General features: G+C 69.8%; 18 protein-coding genes. 1 reads left to right on the top strand and 17 read right to left on the bottom strand.

All coding sequences use genetic code 11. The annotated features are described in order from the left end of the window. Positions 1-114: 114 nt before the first annotated feature. The 11 genes from trkA to PK606_RS09670 form a co-directional block, all read right to left on the bottom strand. A complete protein-coding gene (gene trkA / locus PK606_RS09620) occupies positions 115-1503 on the bottom strand; it encodes a Trk system potassium transporter TrkA (RefSeq protein ID WP_324563233.1) in 1389 nt (462 codons plus the stop codon). A gap of 108 nt (positions 1504-1611) precedes the next feature. After that, on the bottom strand, positions 1612-2748 hold the full coding sequence (locus PK606_RS09625; protein WP_324563236.1) for an acyl-CoA dehydrogenase family protein: 1137 nt from the start codon (positions 2746-2748) through the stop codon (positions 1612-1614). Positions 2749-2918: 170 nt separating this feature from the next. Then, positions 2919-3584 carry an SDR family oxidoreductase gene (locus PK606_RS09630; RefSeq protein WP_324563239.1) on the bottom strand — a complete coding sequence of 222 codons (666 nt, stop codon included), beginning with the start codon at positions 3582-3584 and terminating at the stop codon, positions 2919-2921. 73 nt (positions 3585-3657) lie between these two features. Beyond that, positions 3658-4839, bottom strand: coding sequence for an acetyl-CoA C-acyltransferase (locus tag PK606_RS09635; RefSeq protein WP_324563242.1), 1182 nt, complete (start codon positions 4837-4839; stop codon positions 3658-3660). Between the two features lie 64 nt (positions 4840-4903). Next, complete coding sequence (gene aceK / locus PK606_RS09640) at positions 4904-6811, bottom strand: bifunctional isocitrate dehydrogenase kinase/phosphatase (protein WP_502920820.1); 1908 nt, start codon at positions 6809-6811, stop codon at positions 4904-4906. Next, a complete protein-coding gene (gene can, locus PK606_RS09645) occupies positions 6808-7518 on the bottom strand; it encodes a carbonate dehydratase (protein ID WP_324563245.1) in 711 nt (236 codons plus the stop codon). Before can (PK606_RS09645) ends, aceK begins: the two co-directional genes overlap by 4 nt. A gap of 13 nt (positions 7519-7531) precedes the next feature. Next, entirely contained in the window at positions 7532-8347 is an 816-nt protein-coding gene (locus PK606_RS09650; RefSeq protein WP_324563247.1) for a bestrophin-like domain, read from the bottom strand. Between the two features lie 45 nt (positions 8348-8392). After that, positions 8393-9067, bottom strand: a complete 675-nt coding sequence (gene can / locus PK606_RS09655; protein WP_324563249.1) for a carbonate dehydratase — start codon at positions 9065-9067, stop codon at positions 8393-8395. A 121-nt stretch (positions 9068-9188) separates the two neighbouring features. Further along, positions 9189-10370 (bottom strand): isovaleryl-CoA dehydrogenase, encoded by a 1182-nt coding sequence (locus PK606_RS09660; protein WP_324563252.1) that lies wholly within the window; start codon positions 10368-10370, stop codon positions 9189-9191. Between the two features lie 21 nt (positions 10371-10391). Beyond that, a complete protein-coding gene (locus PK606_RS09665) occupies positions 10392-10829 on the bottom strand; it encodes a PaaI family thioesterase (protein WP_324563254.1) in 438 nt (145 codons plus the stop codon). 36 nt (positions 10830-10865) lie between these two features. Beyond that, complete coding sequence (locus PK606_RS09670) at positions 10866-11294, bottom strand: MerR family transcriptional regulator (protein ID WP_324563276.1); 429 nt, start codon at positions 11292-11294, stop codon at positions 10866-10868. A gap of 126 nt (positions 11295-11420) precedes the next feature. Between PK606_RS09670 and PK606_RS09675 the strand changes: the two genes are divergently transcribed. After that, entirely contained in the window at positions 11421-12488 is a 1068-nt protein-coding gene (locus tag PK606_RS09675) for an MBL fold metallo-hydrolase (RefSeq protein WP_324563257.1), read from the top strand. Positions 12489-12509: 21 nt separating this feature from the next. Here the strand turns inward: PK606_RS09675 and ada are convergent, their stop codons facing one another. The 6 genes from ada to PK606_RS09705 all read right to left on the bottom strand — a co-directional run. Then, a complete protein-coding gene (ada, locus tag PK606_RS09680) occupies positions 12510-13583 on the bottom strand; it encodes a bifunctional DNA-binding transcriptional regulator/O6-methylguanine-DNA methyltransferase Ada (RefSeq protein ID WP_502920817.1) in 1074 nt (357 codons plus the stop codon). 108 nt (positions 13584-13691) lie between these two features. Further along, on the bottom strand, positions 13692-14663 hold the full coding sequence (locus PK606_RS09685) for a M48 family metallopeptidase (protein WP_502920819.1): 972 nt from the start codon (positions 14661-14663) through the stop codon (positions 13692-13694). 4 nt (positions 14664-14667) lie between these two features. Then, positions 14668-15447: a lysophospholipid acyltransferase family protein gene (locus PK606_RS09690; RefSeq protein ID WP_324563262.1), complete on the bottom strand. Its 780-nt coding sequence runs from the start codon at positions 15445-15447 to the stop codon at positions 14668-14670. Positions 15448-15495: 48 nt separating this feature from the next. Beyond that, positions 15496-16137: a D-glycero-beta-D-manno-heptose 1,7-bisphosphate 7-phosphatase gene (gmhB, locus tag PK606_RS09695; protein ID WP_324563264.1), complete on the bottom strand. Its 642-nt coding sequence runs from the start codon at positions 16135-16137 to the stop codon at positions 15496-15498. Positions 16138-16150: 13 nt separating this feature from the next. After that, positions 16151-16759 carry a hypothetical protein gene (locus PK606_RS09700; protein WP_324563266.1) on the bottom strand — a complete coding sequence of 203 codons (609 nt, stop codon included), beginning with the start codon at positions 16757-16759 and terminating at the stop codon, positions 16151-16153. Continuing rightward, the coding region (locus PK606_RS09705) for a glycine--tRNA ligase subunit beta (RefSeq protein WP_324563269.1) at positions 16759-17450 on the bottom strand (692 nt) is incomplete at its 5' end. The genes PK606_RS09700 and PK606_RS09705, both read right to left, overlap by 1 nt.

Consider the following 17450-nt stretch of genomic DNA (forward strand, 5'->3'; position numbering starts at 1 on the left):
CGCGGAACAGGCCAGACCGGAACACCGGGGCCGGGCTCGGCGATCCGAACGCCAGCGTGGTCCCGCTCGGGGGAAGGCGCCGCAGGCGACTCAGTGGAGGATTGACGCCGGGGGTCATAGAAACGTTGCACGCACCTGGAACAGCTTCTCCACCTCGCGCACCATGCGCTTGTTGGGCAGGAAGATGATCACGTGGTCGTCGGTCTCGATCACGGTGTCGTGCGCCGGCACCACGGTGCGCGCATCGGCGCCGACGCCGCGCACAATCGCACCGATGCGGGCACCGACCGGCAGCTTGATCTGCTCGATGCGCCGGCCCACCAGGTGCGAGGTCTTGGCGTCGCCGTAGGCCACGCCCTCCAGCGCCTCGGCGGCGCCACCGCGCAGGCTGTGCACCGCCGCCACGGCGCCGCGCCGCACGTGCATCAGCAGCTCGCCGATGACAGCGTTGGCGGGCGAAATCGCGATGTCGATGGTGCTGCCCTGCAGCAGGTCGGCATAGGCGCGGCGGTTGATCAGCGCGATCACGCGCCGCGCGCCCATGCGCTTGGCCAGCATGCTCGACAGGATGTTGTCCTCGTCGTCGCTGGTGACGGCGATGAACAGGTCCATGTCGGCGACGTTCTCGTCCAGCAGCAGTTCCTCGTCGGTGCCGTCGCCCTGCAGCACCAGCATGTCGGGTGGCAGCTCGGCCGCCAGGTAGGCGCAGCGCTTGCGGTTGGCCTCGATGATCTTGACCTCGCACTGGCCGACCAGGCCGCGCGCCAGCCGCAGGCCGACCTTGCCGCCGCCGGCGATCATCACGCGGCGCACCGGCCGGTCCGGGTTGCCGATGGCGTGCAGCGCCGGCCGCACGCTCTCGCGCCCGGTCAGCACGAACACCTCGTCGCCTGCCAGCAGGCGGGTCTCGGCCGCCACCGGAAGCTCCTGGTCGCGCCGGTAGATGGCGACGATGCGCATCGGCACGTCGCGCTTGCGGGCCCGGAACTCGGCGATGGTGTGGCCGGCCAGGTAGCTGTCGGCCGACACCCGCACCACCACCAGGTGCGCCTCGCTCTGCGAGAACTTCACCACCTGCAGCGCCTCGGGGTACTCGATCAGCTGGTGGATGGTCTGGGTGACCGAGGCCTCGGGGCAGATCACGCGGTCAACCGCGAAACCGTCCTTTTCCAGCAGCTTGTCGCCCTGCACGAACTCGGGCGAGCGCAGGCGCGCGATGGTGGTCGGGATGCCGAACACGTCGTGCGCGATCTTGCAGGCCACCAGGTTGGTCTCGTCGAGCGCCGTGCAGGCGATGAACAGGTCGCAGTCGGCGGCGCCGGCGTGGCGCAGCACCGAGGGCTGCACGCCGTTGCCGGCCACGCCGCGCAGCTCCAGGCGTTCTTCCAGCAGGTGCAGGCGCTCCGGATCGGGGTCGATCACGGTGATGTCGTTGGCCTCCGACACCAGGGTTTCCGCCACGCTCTCGCCTACGCGGCCAGCGCCGAGAATGATGATTCGCATGCAGATCGCGCCTTCTGACGGCTTGGCGTCGTGACCGGGCCGCTACTGCCCGTGTGTCAATGAAAGCGAGTCGACGCCGCGCCAGACCCGCATCCTATCCGGGTCCGGCTACAGGCCACGCGCGATGATGATCTTCTGCACGTCGCTGGTGCCCTCGTAGATCTGGCATACGCGCACGTCGCGGTAGATGCGCTCGAGCGGGAAGTCGCTGACGTAGCCGTAGCCGCCCAGGGTCTGGATCGCCGCCGTACACACCGCCTCGGCGGTCTCGGTGGCCAGCAGCTTGGCCATGGCGGCCTCCTTCAGGCAGGGCCGGCCGGCGTCGCGCAGGCTGGCGGCGTGCCAGATCAGCTGGCGCGCGGCTTCCAGCTTCGTCGCGCACTCGGCCAGCCGGAAGCTCACCGCCTGGTGGTTGAAGATGGCGGTGCCGAAGGCCTCGCGCTCCTTGGCGTACTGGATCGCGACTTCGAGCGCGCTGCGCGCCATGCCGACCGCCTGCGCGCCGATGCCGATGCGCCCGCCCTCCAGCGCCGACAGCGCGATCTTGTAGCCTTCGCCCTCCTCGCCGATCAGGTTGGCGGCCGGCACGCGGCAGTTCTCCAGGTTGATCTGCGCCGTATCGCTGGAGTGCTGGCCCAGCTTGTCCTCGACGCGCGCCACCACCCAGCCGGTGTTGCCGAGCCGGTGCGTCGGCACGATGAAGGCCGACAGGCCGCGCTTGCCGGCGGCCTTCTCGGTGACCGCGATCACCACCGCCGCGTGGCCGTTCTTGCCGCTGGTGATGAACTGCTTGACGCCGTTCAGCACGTAGTCGCCCCCGTCCCTGATGGCCGTGGTACGCAGGCTGGACGCATCGCTGCCGACGTGCGGCTCGGTCAGTGCGAAGGCGCCCAGCATCTCGCCGCGCGCCGCCGGCACCAGCCACTGCTGCTTCTGCTGCTCGCTGCCGTAGCGCATCAGGATCGCGTTGTAGGGGCAGTTGGTGACGCTGATCGGCGTGCTGGTGCCGCCGTCGCCGGCGGCGATCTCCTCCAGCACCAGCGCCAGCGTCAGGTAGTCGAGCCCGGCGCCGCCGTATTCCTCCGGCACGCAGATGCCGTAGGCGCCGAGTTCGGCCAGGCCGCGGTGCGCCTCCTCGGGAAAGCTGTGCTCCTTGTCCCAGCGGGCCGCGTGCGGCCACAGCTGCTCCTGTGCGAAGGCGCGCACGGCGTCGCGGATCATTTCCTGGTCTTGGGTCAGCAACATATCAATCATCCAGCGCGCCGGGCTCCACCCGCAGCGCTCAAAGCACAAAGAATCCAGCGGCCGCGGAGCAGGCCATGCCAGCAGACGCCGTGGCCGGGCTTGCACCGGCCACTGGCGTTGTCCCCCTGGGGGGAAGGCGCCGCAGGCGACTCAGGGGGGATTTCATTCTTTCACCACGTGTCGAAGCGTTGTCCGTCGTACTGGATGTAGGCGCCGCGGTCGGCCGACGTCAGGCCGGCCATCACCTGGCGCAGGCCGGTGGCGCTGGCCTCGGGCGTCACCGGCGCCTGCCCGCCGCCCATGTCGGTCTGCACCCAGCCGGGGTGCAGGCAGACCAGGATGGCATCGGGGTAGTCGTGCTGCGCCGACGCCACCGCCATGTTCAGCGCCGCCTTGCTGGTGCGGTACAGCCAGGCGCGGCTGTCCGGCACGGTGGCGATGCGGCCCATCACGCTGGAGACGAAGCCGAAGCGCCCGCCCGGCGCCAGCAGCGGCGCCACCTGCACCAGCGCCTGCATGGCGCCCAGCACGTTGGTGCGCATCACGGCGTCGAAGTCGGCCTGGGTGGGCGGCTGCGTGGCGTTGCCGTGGCTGGTGATGCCGGCCACGTACAGCGCGATGTCGATCTGCTCGCCGTCGAGCTGCCAGGCCAGGCCGCTGATGCTGGCCGGATCGGCCACGTCCAGGCGCAGCGCCTGGGCACCCAGCTCACGCAGCGCCTGCAGGCTGTCGTCGCTGCGCCCGGTGGCGATCAGGCGCTCGCCGGCGGCGGCGTATTGCCGCGCCAGTTCGAGGCCGATGCCGCGCGAGGCACCGATGATGAGGATGGTGGCCATGTCGATGCCGACCTTACTGCAAATCCGCCAGGCGCCGCGCCCGCCCAGGTCTGGCGGCTTGCGGCGCCCGGGCTCAGACCAGTTCCAGCGTCACCGCCGTCGCCTCGCCGCCACCGATGCACAGCGTGGCCAGGCCCTTCTTCAGGCCGCGCGCCTTCAGGGCGTGGATCAGCGTCACCATGATGCGCGCGCCGCTGGCGCCGATCGGGTGACCCAGCGCGCAGGCGCCGCCGTTGACGTTGACCTTGTCGTGCGGCACCTTCAGGTCGTGCATCAGCGCCATCGGCACCACGGCGAAGGCCTCGTTGACTTCCCACAGGTCGACGTCGTCGACCTTCCAGCCGGCCTTGGCCAGCGCCTGCTCACTGGCGCCGATGGGGGCGGTGGTGAACCAGTTGGGCTCCTGCGCGTGCGTGGCATGGCTGACGATGCGCGCCAGCGGCTTGCAGCCGAGCTTCTTCGCCGTCGACTCGCGCATCAGCACCATGGCGGCGGCGCCGTCGTTGATGCTGGAGCTGGCGGCGGCGGTGATGGTGCCGTCCTTCTTGAAGGCGGGCTTCAGGGTCGGGATCTTCTCGGGGTTGATCTTGCCCGGGCCCTCGTCGGTATCGACCACGCGCTCGCCCTTGCGGTCCTTCACGGTCACCGGCGTAATCTCGGCCTTGAAGGCCCCGGTCCTGATGGCGTTCTGCGCGCGCTGCACGCTGGTCATGGCGAACTGGTCCTGCTGTTCGCGCGTGAACTGGTACTTGGCGGCGCAATCCTCGCCGAAGGTGCCCATGCTGCGGCCGGCCTCGTAGGCGTCCTCCAGGCCGTCGAGCATCATGTGGTCGAACACGCGGTCGTGCCCCATGCGGTAGCCGCCGCGGCCCTTTTGCAGCAGGTAGGGCGCGGCCGTCATGTTCTCCATGCCGCCGGCCACCAGCACCTCGTGCGAGCCGGCCACCAGCATGTCGTGCGCGAACATCGCCGCGCGCATGCCCGAGCCGCACATCTTGCTGAGCGTCACGGCGCCCGCGCTCTTGGGCAGCCCGCCCTTGAACGCCGCCTGGCGCGCCGGCGCCTGGCCCTGGCCGGCCATCAGGCAGTTGCCGAACAGCACCTCGGTGACCAGCTCCGGCTTGATGCCGGCGCGCTCGACCGCGGCCTTGATCGCCGCGCCGCCCAGGTCGTGCGCGGCCAGGTTGCTGAAATCGCCCTGGAAGCTGCCCATGGGGGTGCGGGCGGCGGAAACGATGACGATGGGATCGGACATGGTGTTCTCCTTCAGTGATGTGCAAATGAAACCGGTTGGCGGCCCGCGCAGGCGGGCTCGGCGCCTACTCTGACGACTCTCCCACGCCGGTGCTGGCCGCGGCTTGATCTGCCGCAGACGCCGGCGTGCCGGCCGCGGACGGCGCTGGCGCCGCGTCGGCGTGGCCACCGCCCGCGACACCGAAACGCCGGTGCGCGCCATAGGGGAAGAAATCCAGCACCTCGCCGCGCTGGATGCGCTCCTTGTTGCGCTGCCAGAAATCGACGTCCAGCAGATCGGCATGATGCCGCATGAAGGCCTCGCGCACGCGCGGGTTGCCGAGCAGGAAGGGACCGAAGGTCTCGGGGAACACGTCGTGCTTGCCGACGCTGTACCAGATCTCGCCGCTCAGCTCGTCCTCCTCGGTGCGCGGCGGCGGCACGCGGCGGAAGTTGCAGTCGGTGATGTACTCGATCTCGTCGTAGTCGTAGAACACCACCCGGCCGTGGCGCGTGACGCCGAAGTTCTTCCACAGCATGTCGCCGGGGAAGATGTTGGCCGCCACCAGGTCCTTGATGGCGTTGCCGTACTCGATCACCACGCGCTCCAGCTGCACCCCGGCCACCAGGTCGCCCTCGCCGGCGTCGAAGGCCTCCTGCAGGTACAGGTTGAGCGGAATCATGCGCCGCTCGATGTAGGCGTGGCCGATGATGACCTCGGTGCGGCCATCGCCGTCGCGGTCGGAAACCTCCAGCTGGCTCGGCGCGAGCTGCTCGATCTCGGCGATCAGTTCGTCCTCGAAGCGCGCGCGCGGGAACGCCAGCGACGAGAACTCCATGGTGTCGGCCATGCGGCCGACGCGGTCGTGGCGCTTGACCAGGTGGTACTTGCCGCGCACCTGCTCGGGCGTGGTGTCCTTGGGCGCCGGGTACCAGTCGCGGATGATCTTGAACACGTAGGGGTAGCTCGGCAGGTCGAACACCAGCATCACCATGCCCTTGATGCCGGGCGCGATGCGGAAGCGGTCGGTCGAGTGCCGCAGGTGCCACAGCAGGTCGCGGTAGAACAGGTTCTTGCCCTGCTTGGCCAGACCGAGCGCGTTGTAGAGCTCGGCGCGCGGCTTGCGCGGCATCAGGCCACGCAGGAACTGCACGTAGGCCGACGGGATCTCCATGTCGACCATAAAGTAGGCGCGCGAGAAGCTGAACAGGATCGCCAGGTCCTCCTCGCCGAACAGCGCCGCGTCGACGTGGAGCACGCCGGGCTCGCGGTGCAGCAGCGCCAGCGCGAACGGCAGTTCCCGGAAGCCGTTGATCAGCTTGCCGACCAGGTAGGCGCCCTTGTTGCGGTAGAACGGGCTGGTCAGCACCTGCAGCTGGAAGTTCGGGTGCTGGCGGCTCTCGCCCAGCTCGCGCCGCATGGCATCGGCGACCAGGCTCGCGTCGCGCGCCAGATCCTCGAAGCGGCAGTGCAGGCCGAACGACTCCAGCACCGTGCGCACGGTGTCGGCGAGCTGCTCGACCGCCGGGTAGAACGCCCGGTAGGTGGTCTTGGCCCGGGGATCGTCGGTCTCCATGTACTCGGTGCTGATGGCCGGGCGCACGAAGATGAAGTCGTTGTGGAAGTAGCTGCGGTGCAGGATGCGGGTGGTGACCGAGTTGAAGAAGGTCTCGGCCAGCTCGGGCTGGCGGTGCCGCAGCAGCATGCCGATGTAGAGCAGCTTGACCTGCTGCCACACCGCCATCGGCTGCGCGCCGGCCTTGAACTCGCGCTCCAGCCGGCGCTGGCATTCACGCACGCGCAGGTCGTAGAACTCGATGCGCTCGCGCTGGGCGCGCTGCTGGCCGAGCCAGTCGCAGGTCTCGAAGCGGTGCTTGGCGCGCGCGCTTTCAGTGCGGAACAGGATGTAGTGGCGGTTGAAGCCGTCGATCATCGCCTGCGCGATGTCGTGCGCCAGCGGCGAATCGAGGGCCTGGCGCGGCACGGCGCTCAGTCCTGCGCCGTCCCCGGCGCCGCCTGGTCATCCGCGTCGCCGCGCGGAAAGCGCTTGATGGCCGCGCGGTACACGTCGACCACCTCATCGGGTCCCGAGATGGTGACGCCGAGATCCTTCACCACGCCGTCCTTCAGGCCGTAGCACCAGCCGTGCACGCTGAGCGACTGGCCACGCTTCCAGGCGTCCTGCACGATGTTGGTCTGCGCCACGTTGCCGACCTGCTCGATCACATTCATCTCGCACAGCGCATCTTCCTGCGCGCTGCCGCACAAATGCATCAGGCGACCACGCTGGCGCATGCGCACGTCGTTGACGTGGCGCAGCCAGTTGTCGGCCAGGCCGATGCGCTCCTGGCGCAGCACCGCCAGCACGCCGCCGCAGCCGTAATGGCCGACCACCATGATGTGCTCGACCCTGAGCGCATCGACGGCGAACTGGATCACCGACAGCGCATTCAGGTCCGAGTGCGTGACCACGTTGGCCACGTTGCGGTGCACGAACACCTCGCCCGGTGCCAGGTCGATCACCTGGTTGGCCGGCACCCGGCTGTCGGAGCAGCCGATCCACATGTACTTGGGATGCTGCTGCTGGGCCAGTTCCTTGAAGAAGCCCGGCTGCTGGCGCTCCACGCGCTCGGCCCAGGCGCGGTTGTTGTCGAGCAGGTTGCGCAGGGCGCGGGGATTGGGGACGGGGGAATCGGGCATGACGATAGATCCTTCAACGCGTGGCGGGCGCGGGCACGGGCGCCGCCGTGCCAGCGTCGGCTGGCGCCAGCAACGCGTGCACCATGGGCGGTTGTACGGAGGCGCCACCGGCAAACGGCCGTTCGTGCGTCGCCAGCAGGTAGAGCACCGAGCCATTGCCGAGGACGAACAGCAGTGCAGCGGTCAGGTAGGCCGAGCGCATGTGCAGCGTGATCTCCGACATGGTCAATGTGCAGGTGAACAGCAGGCAGAACACCACCAGCCACTTGGGCCAGTCCATCCGGCCCTCGGACAGCAGGTTGCGCTTGGCGCGCAGTTCGCGCAGTTCCATCACCCCGTTGCGCATGCGTTCGAGGTTGGTCTGCTGCGCTTCCGGGACGCCGTGCGCGTCATCCGTCCAGACGTCGATCTGGTCCAGGATCGGCCCCAGGCCGTCGTCGGCCGCGGGCCGCTTGCCGAGCCTGAACAATCGCCAGTCCTCCGGGATCTGCACCTGCTCGTAGCGTTCGATGGCGGCGCCCATCGGCGTGCGGAACGGCTCGGCTAGGCGCTTGTGGTAGACGTGGAACAGCTGCAGCAGCGCCGACTCCTGCTGCACCGTGTCCTGCGCGTCGATGAAGCGCTTCCAGCTGTCATTGACCAGCAGACCCATCACGATGGCGGCGGGGAACACGATGGCGGTCATGAACGGCGGCGGCAGCAGGCTGGGCCTGTGCCTCGCCTCGCCGCGGCGAAACGGCAGGATCGCCAGTGTGGCCAGCGCCATGATGCTGGCGGCCAGCAGCAGGCACACCAGGAACAGCGCGGGTTCGTTCAGCCGGTAGATCACGTCGGGGCCGCCTCGTCTGATTGCCTTATCGGCTGCTTCGCATCCTCAGCGCGGACGCTGGGCCACGTACTCGATCGCCGACGCATACCTGGCCGCCAGCTCCTGGCCGTCTCGGACGCGCATCTGCGTGTCCACCAGCAGGCCGTCCTTGAGACCGTAGATCCAGCCGTGCACCGTCACCGGCTGCCCGCGGCGCCAGGCATCCTGCACCACCGTGGTACGGGCGGTGCTGGCCACCTGCTCGATCACGTTGATCTCGCACAGCGCGTCGAAGCGGTGCTCGGCCGGCAGGCTGTCAATCAGGGGCAGGTGTCGCTCGTGGATGTCGGCGATGTGGCGCAACCAGTTGTCCACCAGGCCCACGCGCAACCCCTGCATGGCGGCCTTGACGCCGCCGCAGCCGTAGTGGCCCACCACCATCAGGTGTTCCACGCGCAGCTGGTCGACCGCGTACTGGATGGTCGACAGGCAGTTCAGGTCGGTCGGCAGCACCACGTTGGCGATGTTGCGGTGCACGAACACCTCGCCCGGGTACAGGCCGACGATCTCGTTGGCCGGCACGCGGCTGTCCGAGCAGCCGATCCACATGTGCTGGGGCGCCTGCTGGTTCAGCAGGCGCTGGAAGATGCCGGGTTGCGCCGCCTCGATGTCATGGGCCCACTGGCGGTTGTTCTTGAACAGATGATCCAGTCGTTCTTCCGACTCGGAGCGGATCCCCATGCATGTTCTCCTGGGACGTTGGCATTGATTGGTGTGCGCCATACGGCCGCGTCTGACGCTGGGCTGCCCCGCTCAGACGGCAGGGCAACAACGTGCGGCGAGCGCCGCACGTGCTCAAACTTTACATGGTTTCGGCGAACAGCTCGCGCCCGATCAGCATGCGGCGGATCTCGCTGGTGCCGGCGCCGATCTCGTACAGCTTGGCGTCGCGCCACAGGCGGCCGAGCGGGTATTCGTTGATGTAGCCGTTGCCGCCGAACAGCTGGATGCCGTCGCCGGCCATCCTGGTCGCCATCTCGGCCGTCCACAGGATCACCGAGGCGCAGTCCTTGCGCACCTGGCGCACGTGGGCGGCGCCCAGCGCATCGAGGTTCTTGCCGATGGTGTAGAGGAAGGCGCGACCGGCCTGCAGCACGGTGTACATGTCGGCCACCTTGCCCTGCACCAGCTGGAATTCGCCGATGCTCTGGCCGAACTGTTTGCGGTCGTGGATGTAGGGAATGACGTTGTCCATCACCGCCTGCATGATGCCGATGGGGCCGCCGGCGAGCACCGCACGCTCGTAGTCGAGGCCGCTCATCAGCACCTTGGCGCCCTGGTTCAGGCCGCCCAGGATGTGGCTCTCGGGCACCTCGACGTCCTGGAACACCATCTCGCCGGTGTGGCTGCCGCGCATGCCGAGCTTGTCGAGCTTCTGCGCGGTCGAGAAGCCTTTCATGCCCTTCTCGACCAGGAAGGCGGTGACGCCGCGCGCGCCCAGCTCGGGCTCGGTCTTGGCATAGACCACCATGGTGTCGGCGTCCGGCCCGTTGGTGATCCACATCTTGCTGCCGTTGAGCAGGTAGTAGCCACCCTTGTCCTCGGCCTTGAGCTTCATGCTGATGACGTCGGAGCCGGCGCCCGGCTCGCTCATGGCCAGCGCGCCGACGTGCTCGCCGCTGATCAGCTTGGGCAGGTATTTCTGCTTCTGCGCCTCGGTGCCGTTGCGCTTGATCTGGTTGACGCACAGGTTGGAGTGCGCGCCGTAGCTCAGGCCGACCGAGGCGCTGGCGCGGCTGATCTCCTCCATCGCGATCATGTGCGCCAGGTAGCCCATGTCGGCACCGCCGTACTGCTCCGGCACGGTGATGCCGAGCACGCCGAGCTCGCCCATCTTGGGCCACAGGTCCATCGGGAACTGGTCGCTGCGGTCGATCTCGCCGGCGCGCGGCGCGATCTCGGCTTCGGCGAAGCTGCGCACGGCGTCGCGCAGGGCGTCGATGTCCTCGCCGAGTTGGAAGTCCAGGCCGGGCAGGTTACTCATGGGGTGTCTCCTTGAATGAAATCAGTAGGTCTTGGGCACCGGCACCAGCGTCTGCTGCATCAGCGCGCACGGGCCTTGCTTGCCATCATCGGCGATGTGGGTGACTTCGGCAGTACAGACGATCAGGCGCTTGCCCGGTTTCACCACGCGGCCGATGGCGCGCAGCGCACCGCCCTGGTAGCTGCCGAGGAAGTTGATCTTGTATTCAGCGGTGACGACCTCCATGCCCTCGGGCGTGATCGTCAGCCCGGCGTAGCCGCCGGCGATGTCGGCCACCGCGCCCATGGCACCGCCGTGGAAGCCGTCCTGCTGCTGCGTCACCTTGTCGGAGTACGGCAGCCAGATCTCGACCAGGCCGGGCTCGACCCGGCGCAACTCGGCGCCCATGTGCTGCATCATGCCCTGGCGGGCAAAGCTGAGCGCGACGCGCTCGTGGATCGACTGGGTGGTGGTGTTCATGGCAACCCGTGATTTTGATTGACGCTTACGTAAACGTCAATCAAATTCTGGCCTGGTCCGGGCCTTTTTCGCCGGCGCCCGCTCCAGGCGCGCCAGCAAGGCGCGCGCCTCCTTCTCGTGCTCGCCGATCTCCTGCAGCGTGGCCTGCAACTCGGCCTGCTGGGCCTCAAGCTGCGCGCGGTGGCCGGCCAGCACCTGCAGGAACTTGCGCAGCTGCGGGCCGGTGTCGCGCGGGCTGTCGTACATGTCGATCAGCTCCCTGGCCTCGCTCAGCGACAGGCCCAGGCGCTTGGCGCGCAGGGTCAGCTTCAGGCGCGTGCGGTCGCGGTTGGAATATACGCGCTGGCGCCCGCCGGGGCCGCTGCGCCCGGGCTGCAGCAGGCCCATGTCCTCGTAGAAGCGCATGGCGCGCGGCGTCAGGTCGAACTCACGCGCCAGGTCGCCGATGGAATAGGTGGTGGCCACGATGGTCAAGCCGCTGTCGCGCAGGTACGCGCGCGCCAGGCGCCTCCTTCATAGAATGGGCTTTCGATTGACGTATGCGTCAATCCGCCCGCCATCCTACCGCAGCATTCCCGCGCCGCCCGCCCCATGTCCCTCGCCGCCGAACTCGAACGCGCCCTGCACTACCCCCTGGCCGAGCGCCTGCCGCCACGCGGAGGGGCGATCGAGCTGGCACCGGGCATCAAGTGGCTGCGCATGGGGCTGCCGTTCGCGCTCGACCACATCAACCTGTGGCTGCTGCGCGAGCGCATCGGCGGCCGCGACGGCTGGACCGTGGTCGACACCTGCATCGACCACCCGCAATCGCGCGCCGACTGGGAACAGGTGTTCGCCGGCGAGCTGGACGGCCTGCCGATCCTGCGCGTCATCGTCACCCACATGCACCCCGACCACGTCGGCCTGGCGCACTGGCTGTGCGAGCGATGGGATGCCCCGCTGTGGATGAGCGGCACCGACTACATGGCCGCGCGCCACGCCAGCCAGGTGGTCAACAGCTTCGGCGGCGAGCGGCTCGCCGGCCACTTCCACAGCCACGGCATGCAGGACGAGGCCGACCTGGAGCAGATCCGCCAGCGCAAGAGCTACTACAGCGGCCTGGTGCCGGCGCTGCCGCCCAGCTATGCACGCCTGATGGACGGGCTCACCGTCACCATCGGCGGCCAGGCCTGGCGCTGCATCGCCGGCTACGGCCACGCACCCGAGCACATGGCGCTGTACTGCGAGGCGCTGAACATCCTGATCAGCGGCGACATGGTGTTGCCGCGCATCTCGACCAACGTCAGCGTCTACGAGATGGAGCCCGAGGCCGATTCGCTGACGCTGTTCCTCGACTCGATCGACCGCTTCCTGCCGCTGCCCACCGACGTGCTGGTGCTGCCCTCGCACGGCAAGCCCTTCACCGGACTGCACACGCGCATCCGGCAACTGCATGAGCACCACCGCGAGCGTCTGGACGAGGTGATGGCGGCCGCGCGCATCCGGCCGGTGAGCGCCTACGACGTGCTGCCGGTGCTGTTCCGGCGTCCGCTCGATTTGCACCAGACCACCTTCGCGCTCGGCGAGGCGGTGGCGCACCTGCACCGGCTGTGGTTCGCTGGCCAGCTCAGGCGCGAGCGCGACGCGCAGGGCATCTGGCGCTTCGCCGCGACCAACTGAGCCGCACCGATCCGCGCTGTTTCAGCAGCGCACCGTCGCCGGCTCGCGTGCCGCCGCGCGTTCGCGCAGCAGCAGCGCGGCCTTGCGGTCGATGCCCCAGCGGTAGCCTGACAGGGCGCCATCGCTGCGCACCACGCGGTGGCAGGGGATGGCCACCGCCAGCTGGTTCGCCGCGCAGGCCTGCGCCACCGCCCGAACCGCACGCGGCTGGCCGATGCGCCGCGCGATGTCGGCATAGCTGACCGTGCTGCCCGCCGGCACCTGGCGCAACGCCTGCCACACGCGCTGCTGGAACGCCGTGCCGCGCAGGTCGAGCGGCAGCTCGAGCCCCAGCGACGGCTGCTCGACAAAGCCGATCACCCGCGCCACGCGGCGCTCGAACGCGGCGTCGCCGCCGATCAGGCGCGCCTGCCCGAAGCGGTCCTGCAGCTGCCGCAGCAGCGCCTCCGCGTCGTCGCCGAGCGCGATGGCGCACAGGCCGCGCGCGCTTTCGGCAACCAGGATCGCGCCCAGCGCGCACTGGCCGACGGCGAAGCGGATCGTCTGGCCGCGCCCGCCGGCACGGAAGTCGGCCGGCGCCATGCCCAGCGCCTGCCCGGCCTGCGCATAGAAGCGGCTGCTGGCGCCGAAGCCGGCGTCGTAGACGGCGTCGGCCACGCGTCCGCTGCGCGGCAGCACCTCGCGCACGCGGCCGGCCCGCTGCGCTCGCGCCCAGCCCGACGGCGTCAGGCCGGTGGCGGCCTTGAACAACCGGTGGAAGTGCGCGCTGCTCAAGTCCGCCTCGCGCGCCAGATCGGCGAGCGGCGGCACCGCCTCGCCGGCCCGCACGCAGGCATCCAGGCGCCGGCACGCGGCGGCAATGCGCGCGGCGTGCGCTGCCTCTGGCCCGCGGCGGCGGCTCGGCCGGTAGCCGGCCGCCTCGGCTGCCGCCGGCGTGTCGAAGAACTCGACATTGTCACGCCGCGGCCGGCGCGACGGGCTGCTGGGATGGCACCAGACGCCGGTCGTGCGCACCGCGTAAACGAAGCGGCCGTCGGCGCCGCGATCGCGCGCCAGCACCGCGGCCCAGCGCGGATCGGCATCGACGGGAGACATGTCTTGCATCATGGCGCCACTGTAGGCCAGCCTGACCGGCTGCGCGTCCCGCGGCTTGCGCTCGAATTCAGGCCCGGCGCCACGCCTGCCGCCGCACGGTCCAGTTGCTCACCAGCGCGGCAGCAGCTGTTCGCGCAGGGTGCTGCGCCGCTCGGCGTAGTCGGGCAGCACCGCCTGCACGTGCTGCCAGAAGCGCGGGCTGTGGTTCATCTCGCGCAGGTGCGCCAGTTCGTGCACCACCACGTAGTCGATCACCGGCTGGCTGAAGTGGACCAGGCGCCAGTTCAGGCGGATCGAGCCGTCCGCACTGGCCGAGCCCCAGCGCGTGCCGGCCGATGACAGCCCGAGCCGTTGCCAGCGCACATCCAACTGCGGCGCGAAATGGTCGAGCCGGGCGGTGAAGATGCGCCGTGCCTGGCGCATCAGCCAGGCCTGGCAGGTATCACGCAACTGCTCGGGCGTGGCGTCCTGCGGCAGGCCCACGTGCAGCGCCTGGCGCGGCACACCCGGCAGGGCATCGGCGGCCGCTGCCAGCACCGCACCACCACGGCCGTGGCGCTGGCGCGGGTCCAGCACCAGGATGAGCTCCTCGCCGAGAAAGGGAATGCCGGCGCCTTCCCGCCATTCGATGCGCGCCGATTCCAGCCGCGCCTGCCGGATGCGCGCCTGGTCCAGCTTGGCGACGATCCAGCCTTCTTTCGCGCGCAGGGCCGCCTCGACCTCGGTCAGCGAGGTCCAGCGCGGCGCGCTGACCACCAGGCCGTCGGCGCCGATGGTGAAGCCGATGGTGCGCCGCTGGCCGCGGCGGAACTCGTAGGCGACCTGCGCACGGCCCAGCGCGATCTCGCGGTTGGCGCGCGGGTGGCTGAAGCGCGCCGGCGTCAAGGCCTGCGGCAGCACCAGCACTGGTTCCGGCGCCGCCGCCCCTGTTGGCGGCTCGACCGGCGGTGCCGTGGCAGGCGTCGCCGCGCTGCCCGATCCGTAACCGGGCGCAGCTGGCAGACGGCCAGCCGGCCGACCCGGTGCCGCCGGCGCCGCATCGCCGAACAGGTCGAGCACCAGCTGCAGCACGCCGTGCACCCGCTCAGTCGCCCCCGCCGGGCTTGAGGCGCGACAGGCGCGCGCGCCCGTCCGGGTAGGCCTCGGGGTCCAGCCGCAGCATCTCGGACTCGATCCAGGCCTCGGCCTCGGCCATCAGCTCGCCGGGCTTGCGGCCCAGGCTGGGAATCGGCTTGCCGATCGAGATGTCGACGATGCCCGGCTGCTTCACGAAGGCCTTGCGCGGCCAGCACTTCGCGCTGGTGACGGCGATCGGGATGACCGGCGCCCCGCACTCGATCGCCAGCCGCGTGCCGCCGGTGCGGTAGGTGCCCTTTTCGCCACGCGGGATGCGCGTGCCCTCGGGGAACATGATGACCCAGACCCCTTCGGCCATCAGCCGGTGGCCCTGCGCCACCACCTTGTTGAAGGCCTCGGTGCGGCGGCCGCGGTCGATGTGGATCATGTCGAGCCGGCCGATGGCCCAGCCGAAGAACGGGATGCGCAGCAGCTCGCGCTTGAACACGTAGGCCAGCGGATGCGGCATGATGGTCGGCATGACGAAGGTCTCCCAGGTCGACTGGTGCTTGACCAGCAGCACCGCCGGATCCTTCTCGCCGGCAGGCAGGTTCTCCAGGCCGCTGACGCGGTTCCTGATGCCCAGGATCCAGGTGCCGCCGTTCACCGCCGTGGCCAGCCAGCCGGCGCAGATCCAGTACAGCCGGGTGCTGCTGACGAAGGGCGAGACGATCACCACCGCCGTGGCCCACGGGATCACCGTGACGACCATCCACAGCATGTGCAGCACGGAGCGGATCAGATTCATGGGCTTGTTGCGGCGGCCGGGGCCATCTCGCCGGGCGCCATCAGCTATTTATTCTATAGCTTGAGCCGGGCGCGGCGGCGCGGCGGCCGGCGTCTTCTCGAGCCTGGTTTCGGCTTCCTGTGCTTCGGCGGCTTGCAGCGCCTCCATCTCGGCGATGAAGTCGCTGGCGAACGCCGCCAGGTCGGCGTGCACGCGCGTGCCGGGCGGAAACTGCGGCGGCAGCGGATCGGTCCGGGCCGGTGCGTTGTTGCCGGTCAGCACCAGGTGCGGCACGCAGCCGGCGGCGGCGGCGGCCTGCATGTCGCGCTCGCTGTCGCCGACCGCATGCACCTGGCGCAGGTCGATCTTGTAGCGTTCGCCAATCTGCTGGAACAACCCCGGCAGCGGCTTGCGGCAGCTGCAGCCCTCGTCGGGCGCGTGCGGGCAGTAGAAGATCGCCTCGACGCGCCCGCCGACCGCCGCCAGCTGCTTGTTCATCTTGGCCTGGATGGCGTTCAGCGCTGCCATGTCGAACAGCCCGCGCCCGAGTCCCGGCAGGTTGGCGGCGATGACCACGTGGTAGCCGGCGTGGTTGAGCCGTGCGATCGCATCCAGCGCGCCCGGCAGCGGCTCCCATTCGTCGGGCGTCTGGATGTAGCCCTCGCGCTCGACGCAGATGGTGCCGTCGCGGTCGACGATGACGAGTTTCATGGTGACCCGATTATCACGGCGCTGGCCGCCAGCCGATCACGTAATCGCCATCGAAACGGCCACGCGCCAATGCCAGTTGCAAGCGCGAACCGGGCGGCAGCGCGGCCGCGTCGGCCAGCTCGAGCAGCACGCTTTGCGGCACTTCGAAACCCGGCAGGCGCAGCAGCACCTCGGCGCCGCCGGGGCCGCGCTCGCTTGGCGGCTGCGGACGCACCTGCAGCACGGTCGCGGTCTGCACCGGCAGCGCCTGCTGCGCCACGCGGTTGACGTGCTGCAGGCCGGCGGCGCCGGCCAGTGCCGCCCACAGCACGATCCAGGCCGCGGCGGCAACCGGTCGCACACGGCGCCAGCCGAAACGCCGCACCAGCACCCAGGTGCCGAGCACCAGCAGCGCCAGCACGGTGACGGCGATCAGGAACGGCTGGCTGGCCTGCCAAAGCAGTAGGCCGGACTCAAGCGGGGCATCGCCGGCGGCGCGCAGCGCCTGCCAGGAGGATGGATCGAGCTCGGCGCGCGCGCGCAGCCACCAGCGCAGGCCGAGCGCGGCCAGCGGCGGTGCGAACAGCAGCCAGGCGGTGCGCGTGCCGCCCGCGGCCGGCACGCCACCGGCAGGCGTAGGCATCAGGCCGCCAGTCGCGACAGGTCGGCCACGCGGTTCATGGCCTGGTGCAGGGTCTTGAGCAGGCCCTGGCGGTTCAGCCGCAGCTCCATCTGCTCGGCGTTGACCATGACGCCGTCGAAGAAGGCATCGACCGGCGCGCGCAGCGCGGCCAGGGTCTGCAGCGAGGCGGTGTAGTCACCGGCTTCGAACTGCGCGTCGGCCCGCGGCACGATGCGTTGCATGGCCGCGTACAGGTCTTTCTCGGCCGGCTCCTGCAGCAGCAGTTCGCTCACGTGCGCATCGACCACGGCTTCAGCGTCACCGGCCTTCTTGAGGATGTTGCCGATGCGCTTGTTGGCGGCGGCCAGCGCCGGGGCTTCGGGGAGCGTGGCGAAGGCACGCACGGCGTCGAGCGCCTTCGGGAACTCGCCCCACATCGGGCGCGCCGCGATCACGGCGTCGGCCTCCTGGGCGCTGGCACCGTGCTCGCGCAGGTAGCCGTTCACGCGCTCGTAGAAGAACTGCAGCAACTGCTCGTTGCTCCTGGCGGCGTCGGGCAACAGGGCGCCGAACGCCTGCGCCGCCTGGTCGACCACCGCGGGCATGTCCAGCGGCAGGTCCTTCTCCACCAGCATCCGGATCACCCCCAGCGCATGCCGGCGCAGCGCGAACGGGTCCTTGTCGCCGGTCGGCAGGTTGCCGATGCCGAACA

This window comes from Ottowia sp. (genome assembly GCF_035444425.1).
Classification (GTDB): domain Bacteria; phylum Pseudomonadota; class Gammaproteobacteria; order Burkholderiales; family Burkholderiaceae_C; genus Ottowia.